General features: G+C 64.2%; 9 protein-coding genes and 1 pseudogene. 3 read left to right on the top strand and 7 right to left on the bottom strand.

The window, feature by feature from the left end; all coding sequences use genetic code 11:
• Positions 1 to 134 precede the first annotated feature (134 nt).
• The 3 genes and pseudogenes from E1288_RS33035 to E1288_RS33025 all read left to right on the top strand — a co-directional run.
• Positions 135 to 917: pseudogene (locus tag E1288_RS33035) on the top strand (TraM recognition domain-containing protein); the annotation flags it as partial.
• A 219-nt stretch (positions 918 to 1,136) separates the two neighbouring features.
• The gene (locus E1288_RS33030; protein WP_235883965.1) at positions 1,137 to 2,039 is read left to right on the top strand and encodes a replication-relaxation family protein; all 903 of its coding nucleotides are present in this window, start codon (positions 1,137 to 1,139) and stop codon (positions 2,037 to 2,039) included.
• Between the two features lie 7 nt (positions 2,040 to 2,046).
• Complete coding sequence (locus E1288_RS33025) at positions 2,047 to 2,982, top strand: M23 family metallopeptidase (RefSeq protein WP_132492287.1); 936 nt, start codon at positions 2,047 to 2,049, stop codon at positions 2,980 to 2,982.
• Between the two features lie 89 nt (positions 2,983 to 3,071).
• Here E1288_RS33025 and E1288_RS33020 read toward each other — a convergent pair whose 3' ends face one another.
• The 7 genes from E1288_RS33020 to E1288_RS49150 all read right to left on the bottom strand — a co-directional run bounded on the left by E1288_RS33020 (position 3,072) and on the right by E1288_RS49150 (position 7,935).
• Entirely contained in the window at positions 3,072 to 3,362 is a 291-nt protein-coding gene (locus E1288_RS33020; RefSeq protein WP_132492285.1) for a hypothetical protein, read from the bottom strand.
• A 201-nt stretch (positions 3,363 to 3,563) separates the two neighbouring features.
• On the bottom strand, positions 3,564 to 4,355 hold the full coding sequence (locus E1288_RS33015; protein WP_132492283.1) for a M48 family metallopeptidase: 792 nt from the start codon (positions 4,353 to 4,355) through the stop codon (positions 3,564 to 3,566).
• 73 nt (positions 4,356 to 4,428) lie between these two features.
• The gene (locus tag E1288_RS33010; protein WP_165968389.1) at positions 4,429 to 5,232 is read right to left on the bottom strand and encodes a DNA-processing protein DprA; all 804 of its coding nucleotides are present in this window, start codon (positions 5,230 to 5,232) and stop codon (positions 4,429 to 4,431) included.
• A gap of 302 nt (positions 5,233 to 5,534) precedes the next feature.
• On the bottom strand, positions 5,535 to 5,885 hold the full coding sequence (locus tag E1288_RS33005) for a hypothetical protein (RefSeq protein ID WP_132492279.1): 351 nt from the start codon (positions 5,883 to 5,885) through the stop codon (positions 5,535 to 5,537).
• Positions 5,886 to 6,583: 698 nt separating this feature from the next.
• Complete coding sequence (locus E1288_RS33000; RefSeq protein ID WP_132492277.1) at positions 6,584 to 6,940, bottom strand: hypothetical protein; 357 nt, start codon at positions 6,938 to 6,940, stop codon at positions 6,584 to 6,586.
• The gene (locus E1288_RS32995; protein WP_132492275.1) at positions 6,927 to 7,184 is read right to left on the bottom strand and encodes a hypothetical protein; all 258 of its coding nucleotides are present in this window, start codon (positions 7,182 to 7,184) and stop codon (positions 6,927 to 6,929) included. The genes E1288_RS33000 and E1288_RS32995 overlap by 14 nt, the downstream gene beginning before the upstream one ends.
• Positions 7,185 to 7,614: 430 nt before the next feature.
• Positions 7,615 to 7,935 carry a hypothetical protein gene (locus tag E1288_RS49150; RefSeq protein WP_235883964.1) on the bottom strand — a complete coding sequence of 107 codons (321 nt, stop codon included), beginning with the start codon at positions 7,933 to 7,935 and terminating at the stop codon, positions 7,615 to 7,617.
• Positions 7,936 to 8,328: the final 393 nt, after the last annotated feature.

Below are 8,328 nucleotides of genomic sequence, written 5' to 3'. Positions count from 1 at the left end.
ACGGCTCGATTCGCTCCCACAGCTCGTCGGACACGATCCATGGCGGCTGCTCACCCTTCTTCACACGATCATGATCAACCATCAGGGAATGCCAGTCACTACAAGTGATCATTCTGTTAGGAACTCTAAAGGATGACCCGACGCTGCGGGGATTCTGGAACTGGTATGAGCAGCTCTCCGACGCCGCCCGCGCTCAGTCCATCGCCCCGCTGCTGAACAAACTGCGGGCGTTCTTGTTGCGGCCGTTCGTGGTCAAGGCCATCGCGGCAGGTCCTTCCACAGTGGATCTATCTACTGTGTTGGATGGTGGCCTGTGCCTGGTGCGTATCCCCAAAGGCAGCCTCGGTGAAGACACCACCCGGTTGTTGGGCTCGCTCATCGTCGCGCGTGTCTGGCAAGCCACCACCGGCCGCGCGAAGCTGCCGCAACGCCACCGACAGGACGCAGCCCTTTACGTCGATGAAGCGCACAACTTCCTCAACTTGCCCTACGCCATGGACGACATGCTCGCCGAAGCCCGTGGCTACCGGCTCGCGATGACGCTCGCGCACCAGCATCTCAGTCAACTCCCACGAGATCTCAAAGAAGGAATCTCCACCAACGCCCGCTCGAAAATCTTCTTCAACGCCTCACCGGAAGACGCCCGCGAACTCGCCCGCCACACCGCCCCCCGGATCTCCGAACACGACCTAGCCCACCTCGGCGCCTTCCACGCCGCCACCCGACTGGTCGTCAACGGCGAGGAAACGCCACCGTTCACAGTCACCACCCAACCGCTCCCGCCGGCTATCCGCGGGCGAGCCAAGACGGTCCGTCAGGCAGCGGCACGCCACACCCGCCCCCTGGCCTCCAGTGCCGACCGCGCACACGACGACGAGCCGGACGCCAGTGGCTTCGACCCGCGCCGCGCGAGCTGAAACACCCAGTCCCAAGGCAACCCCGCATCACTGGGCGGCGCGCCGCTGTGCGTCTCTGCGATCCCGTTCGGAGGACTCTGCATGTTGGAACCCATTAGACCGCAACGTGATTTTCGCGCTCCGGTACCTGGTCGCGTCAGCTCACGGCTGGCCGCGTCCACCGAACATCAAGCCACCATCGCCGCACACCTCACCGCTCGCGACCGGTGGATCGCGCGCATGCTCGCCGAACACCGCGTACTGACCACACACCAGATCACCGCGATCGCGTTCCCGTCCGGCCGCGCCGCCAACCACCGGCTGCGCCGGCTCTACCAATGGCGCGTGCTCGACCGCTTCCAGCCCTACATCGGACGGGGACGAGCGCCGATGTACTACGTCCTCGACACCGCCGGCGCCCATGTCCTTGCCCACGAGGACGGCCTCGAACCGCGCGAGCTCAAATTCCGCGCTGAACGCTCCGTCGGCATCGCCTACTCACTACGCTTGGCTCACCTGCACGGCGTGAACAGCTTCTTCACCACACTCCTCGCGGACGCTCTCGCTAGGCATGACTGTGCAGTGACCGCATGGTGGTCCGAGGCCCGCTGCGCCCGCCATTTCGGCGACCTCGTCCGCCCCGACGGCTACGGCCGCTGGCGCGAAGGCGACCGTGAGATCGAATGGTTCCTGGAGTGGGACACCGGCAGCTACCAGTTGTCCCGCTTCGTAGCGAAACTGCCCGGCTACTTCGAACTCGCCACCACCACCCGCGTCATCACTCCGCTGCTGGCGTACTTCGCCACTCCACAACGGGAAACCCACGTGCGGAACTTGCTGACCGAGCACCTGAAAACCCATGCCAGGCCGCACGACCTACCGATCGCGACCACCAATGCCCAACACCTGCAGCACGTCGGCGCAGGCGCATCCCCCGAGATGTGGTTGCCTCTACGGAATTCTCGAGCCGGGCGCCGACGGCTGATCGAGCTGCTCGCCGCCTGGCCGCAGCTGGCGCTGCCAGCAACCGCCAGCAACACCCTCCCCGAGGCCATCGAGCCGACATCGCAGCCGCGCCTGAGCCCACCTGCACCGATGCCACCCTGGCACGCCAGGGATCTGACGTGGTCCCCAGCGTGGTGATCTGCGCATGCGCAAACTCATCACCACGGTGCTGGTCGGCGCCATCGCAGTGATCGTGCTTGCTGCCGCCGCGTTGTTGGGAATCGCAGCCACCCTCTTCAACAGTGGCGGTTCTACGAACTGCACTCCAACCGACTCAGCTACGGCGAGCCACGGGTACGGACCGGACCAGATCTCGAACGCTGCAATCATCGTCGCAATAGGGAAGCAGATGAACGTCCCAGAGCGCGGCTGGGTGATCGCACTCGTGACCGCGATCCAAGAATCCCGGCTGCGCAACCTCGATCACGGCGATCGAGACAGCCTCGGACTGTTCCAGCAACGCCCATCCCAAGGGTGGGGCGCCGACCAAGTCATGAACAGCACCTACAGCACCACCCAGTTCTATCGGCATCTTCTCGCAGTTCCCGGCTGGCAGAAGATGACCATCAACGATGCTGCACAAGCCGTCCAGCGCTCCGGATTTCCACACGAATACGCCCAACACGAACACGCTGCGCGCCAACTCCTCGGCAGCGTCCATGATGCTGCCTGCACCGGCACGCCCTCCGGGAACTGGACCGTTCCCGCGCAGGGGCAGTGCACCTCCGGTTTCGGTCGGCGAGGTAGCGAGTTTCATCGCGGTCAAGACATCGCCGCACCGATAGGCACACCCATCCTTGCCGCCAGCAGTGGCACGGTCATCGACTCCGGCCCCGCCCGTGGCTACGGACTCTGGATCCGCATACAACACTCAAACGGCGTCGTCACCACCTACGGGCACAACAACCGCAACATCGTCGAGAAAGGCCAAGGGGTCCACACTGGACAACCCGTTGCCGAGGTCGGCGATCGCGGGGAATCAACAGGCCCGCACCTGCATTTCCAGGTCGAAGTCGACAGCCAACCCGTCGACCCGGTCACGTTCTTCCGGCAACAGTCAGCATCACCGCTATGTGGCTGACGTCCGTACCGAGCCCGCACACCGCTACAGCACGGCACTGGTCGGCCTCTGCTCCACCGATACGGGACACTCGCGCAAAGCGTTCAGAGCTACGAATCGGAGGCGTTTCCGTCCTCCAGGAGCTTGTAGACGTTGCTGCGCTGCATTCCGACTTCCTTGGAGATCGTCAAACGCGGGATCTTAGCGGCGTCAGCGTCGAGAACCGCTTGATGCCGTTCCTTACGCGCCTCGCGTTGCCGTGCGAGGAGGTTGGTGATCCTCGCCTCGACCTCGGCTTGCTCCTCGCGAGCTTCCTGTAGGTCCCTCTTGATGCCATCGAGCTTGGATCTGCAAGCGCGTAACTGCAGGACCTCCTTAGGCGTTTCGTCCGGCTGGCTCACGTGGACGCCACCACCTATCGGGATCACCGCGGCGAGCGAACCTCGTCGTCGTCGCCTGTCTACCATGCATGTCTATCACTCCTCTCAACAGGACGCATGGTTGGACCCGACACCTGTATAAGGTGCGCGGCGCTGTACGCAGGATGCCCGTCGCTTCACTGATGAGGCCGGGCGACGCGTTGCCTCGCCACTTGTGGCGGATCAGGTCGGTTGGCAGTCGCCCATCCAGGCCCGTCGACCGGCCTGGGCCAATGCTTCCTTGCGCTGGCGCCAGTCGGGCATCCACAGGTTCATCTGGTGTTGCCAGGCTGGCCCGTGGGGCTGACCCGACGGGCGGGTGGCGTGGGCGAGTTCGTGAACGAGAACGTACTCGATCAGCTCGAGCGGTAGTCCGAATACCGGCCAGTGGAGGCTGACGAGGTGCTTGGCCGGGCTGTAGGCGCCCCAGCGGCGACGGCCGAGGCTGCGGACTTCATATCGCACGCCCTGGATGCCGCCGCGGCGTTCGTACCGCTCACCATGCTCCTTGGCCCACGTCAATCCACGGTCGCGGTAGAGCGTGATCACCGCATTACGGCTCGCCTCGAGCCGGGTGTGCGGAATGTAGAGGACGTCCGTGGCTCCCAGGTCGTGGACCACGCGCTCGGTTCGTGCAGGCGTACCGTCCTCGGTGAGCCGGAGCTGGTAGGTCCGGCCGAGCAGAGCGAACTCCTCACCATCGACGAATTCCTTGACCGCGAAATCTGGGGCGAGCTGCCGGGCTTCGGGTATGTTCTTCGCGAGCCAACTCCGGCGAACGCGGACGAAATTCGCGACTTGTTCCGGGGTGGCGTGCGGCGGCGCCAGCACCCTTACTGGTTCGCCCGGCTTGAGTTCGAGTCCGAGAGTGCTACGGCGGGGCCCGATCTCGACACGAAGGTCCCAGTCTTTCGGAAGGCCGAGGCTAGCCACCGCCTGCTCGATGTGGGCAGCCAGGTCGAAGTGTTCGGTCATCGGATGCCTTCCTGATGGGTGATGTGGTCGGCTGCGGCGACAGGAGTGGCAACGCCGGCCCGAAACAGGTCAGTTACGCCGGTCGATGCGGCGGAGGTGATCGGGCCGGGAACGCCGTAGACGCGACGCCCAGCGCCGCGGCGGTATAGGCAACGGCCACAGCACCGCTGCGGAGGCCGGCCTCTACGACGACGGTCGCCACCCCGAGGGCTGCCAGCAGCCGGCCCCGGGCTGCGAACCGGGGCCGAGTGGGCCTCGTACCGAAGGGGTACTCGCTGATCAGCAGTCCGTTGTGCGCGACCGAATCCAGCAACCGGGCATGTCCCTGGGGGTAGGCGACGTCGACGCCGCAGGCCAGGACCGCGATCGGAGGTGTGGGGCCGAGCAGTGCGCCGCAATGGGCATGGCCGTCGATGCCGTAGGCACCGCTGGCCAGGACGGTGACACCTGACCGGGACAGATCCATGCCAAGGGTCTTGGCGACGTGTTCGCCGTAGCCGGTGGCCGCGCGGCTGCCTACCACGGACACGGCCGCACATGTGCTTTCAGCCAGGCCGGCGTTGCCACGAACCCAGAGACCTAGGGGAGCACCGAGGCCGTGCTCCGACAGGCTGTGGAACCCACCATGCGGCCAGTCGGGATCGTCCGGAGTCAACAGCCGGAATCGGCCGGCGTCGATCGCCGCCAGGTCCTCAACGATACGAGGCTGGCGGTTGCAGATCTCCTGCAGGACCGCCTGCGGTGCAGCCCCGGACCGGATGCGTTCGACCGCTTCCACCGGGCCGTGTGCGACGACGAACGCACTGACAGCTGGAGCGGGCGGTTCGGTGGCGCGCAGCAGAAATGCACGAGCGGCAAGAGCGTCGGTGATGGTCATGGGGTGGCGCTCCTTGTTACGAAGCGAATAAGGACGAAACAGGACGCCGATGGGAAACCCGTGTCGGCGGAGCCCGTGTAAGCGAGAAGGAAAGGGAGGCGCAGGATCCTGCTTACTCGGCGCGGTCGTGCAGTGGGATCGGCAGCAGGTGGCCGACCAACTCAGCCCACCGGGAATCACCGGAGTGCAAGAAGGCACCTGACGCCATGAACCACCGGCCCAACGAGTCCGCCGGGCTCGCGACATGCCTGCGACGGCCGGGTGGCGAGTGTCCGAGCCGTGGGTAAGGATTTGCTGCAGAGTCAGCAGCTCTGGTACTGGCGGGCAAGCCAGTGGTCGCTGCGTCGCCGGGCCACGACGGGCCGCTCGTCACGGACGATGAACTGGGCGACGAAGCCACCGTCGTTTTCGTCGATTACGCGCACGTCGTATGTCAATGCGCAGTTGGTACACAAGGCCAGATGGACGGCGTGCACGAAATCGCCGCTGAGCCGCGAGATCCGGCCGCAGCACAGCACGATCACGTCGAGCTGGCCGACGGATGTGACGGAGGCGTAGCGGTACGCCCGTGCGCCGGGTACGAGTCGGTTGAGGTCGACGGCATCGGTGACTCTGTAGTTGACGACCTGATCGTCGTTGTGGGGGAATGGCATGGTGACGCTCTTCTCGCGCGGTTTGGTGAGCAGTTCCAGGAATCAGAAGTCCAGCGCCCAATGTATTGACAAAGCCAGCCGTCGTCCGGCGAATGCCCGGTGAGGCTAGGAAGACCGGCGCTCCTTGTGACGAGACAGTTGGAGATGGGTAGAAATCTCATCGGGCATTCCCTGTAGGGAGCAGGACTTCCTGCTGAAGCAGGTCGCCGCGTAGTGCCGCAAATCTGGAAGCCAGCGAACCGCCACGACCGTCTACCGGCTGCGCCGGGTGGACGATCGTGGCGCTCGACGATGGGACAAGCAACGCTACGACTGTCAGCGCTTGATGAAGTGAGCGTTGACAGTCGCTTCGGCTCGGGTGGGGTTTGCGGCGTCGACGACTTCGGCGAATCGGGTCCACTGGCCCCAGTCTCCGGATCTGGTTCGTGTTGAAACCTCCCTTGGGCGGCCGTCAAAGACGGCCGAAATGAGAACGGCTTTCGTCGTCTGGTTACGTAGACCGGTGACGGTGTACCTCGGCATCGTTCACTCCAGGGTATTGTCGTGTGGCGTGAAATCAGCGGGTTGCGTCACACCCGCTTCTCCCAGGGGTGCCAGCATTGGCAGGAAATACGGGGCCACCTGCAGCGCCGAGCTCCCGATATTTGGCGACATCTCGGTTGCTAGCTGGTTCAGGGCTAGCACGTAGACACTGGGGCTCATATTTCGCCGGCTGCTTCGTCTGCGTGTCGCTCCGCTCCCTTCTCGATGATCTCTTCGAAGTTGATGCCGAATGCGTCGCAGAAGTGCCATAGATCGGCCACCAGATCCTCAACCACGGTTTCGAGCGGTTGGTCATCCGACCCATGCACTTGCTCAATTCGGGCAGCTAGTGCGTGCGCTGCCCACTGCGCACGCAGCGTGTTGTCGTGCTGCACGTTCTTGGGGTCGTCGGGCCGTAGTCGCGGGTGCAAGTCGGTCGGCCGCGCAAGAATCGCCTTCACCGCGGACATCGGCGCGCCGTCGACCGGCTCGTCGGCCCACGCCAGTAGCGAACGATCTTCAGAACCCCCCACGGACGCCTCCCAGCTCGATCGTTTCTTCTGTCCATCGGCCGAGCCTGATCGCGGCCGAGGGCGGCAGCTCACGCATCGCGTCCTGCATCCTCCGTCGAAAGCCGTCTGTGTCGTGGCGCAGCAGCTGGTCATCCGGGGTGACCTGGATATCCCTGCGCAGAATGACCTCGATTCCGTTGAAAAAGAAGGACTGGACCGGCTGTCCATCTTGGGTGTAGGCGCTGATCCTGGTCAGCTCATCCATTGCGGCCATCTCCTGTGCTCGATACGGATCCAGTCAAACTCATTGCTACTCAATGTGATTTTTCCGATCAGATACGGTTTCTCGCCTAGTGCGGTGTGTTGGATGCTGCGTTGCTGCACGCGGCTCCGTGTCCTCACCGGCCTGCCAAAACGCGATCCCCGGGGCACACCACCACAAGCGGGTGGGCCGGCGCGGTGAAAGATTGCGAGCCAGTGGTGTGCAGATCTTCATGCGGAGCCAGCGAAACTGGACGACGCAAGCGGGTTGAGGGTGTGACGCGTCGGTGAGCGGCGGCTGGGTCCGAACCCGTGCGAAGCAGGTCATGTTCACCCACGGACGCAGTGGATGTGACGAGGGCTGGGATGTCGTAGAGGTGTCGTCGCCCTAGCGTGGTGGCGGTGTGGTCAACTCAGCTAGGCGGGACGCTGCGTCAGAAGAGCCCGAAAAGCCGCCAGGTGATCGGCTTGATCCGTAGGGGCCGGTTGTCGGCGTAGGACGCCATGAGGTGGCCGTGATTGGTGACGACCTGGTACGTGGTTAGCCATACGGCGAACCACGGCTCGGCTGGTGCGCCATGGCGCGCCGTTGCGTCCGGTGCCGGCATCATGGTCGAGTCGAGCTGTGGCAGGGTTGCCCGGTAGTGAGTGAGACGTCCACCGACCATTGGACAAGTCGTGACGGTGTATGCGGCGCACTGGGGATGCAGAGCCGGTTCGTTGGTGCACTGGCGCGGCAGATTGGACAGTCGCATCAACAGTACGAGGCGGTCGCCTAGCTGTTGGCCACACACTCCGCACCATCCGCGCCGAAGGGCATCTCTCATGCGAGTCCGGTCTACGGACCCGAAGAGGTATCGGCCGTCTGCGGTACGAGGGGTGATCCACGGGACTACCAAGCCGCCGACGGTCGGAAGATGTGCTAGCCACGCCGGAATCGGAGGAACGGTTGTGTCGGTCATTGTTGTGTTCCTGTGCAGAGCTTCACTTTCGTGTGCTTCCTTGTCGAAGGGGCCGAACACGGAAATCAGTGGCCCCAGAAGCTTCTCGGTCAGTGCAGTGGGATCGGCAGTCAGCGGCCTAGTAACTCCGATGCCACGAGGATCACTAGTGCGCAGGAAAGCGATCAAGGCCGGATGTCAGGGCAC

The organism is Saccharopolyspora elongata (assembly GCF_004348985.1).
In the GTDB taxonomy this organism is placed as follows: Bacteria; Actinomycetota; Actinomycetes; order Mycobacteriales; family Pseudonocardiaceae; genus Saccharopolyspora; species Saccharopolyspora elongata.
This window is presented reverse-complemented; position numbering and strand designations above follow the sequence as displayed.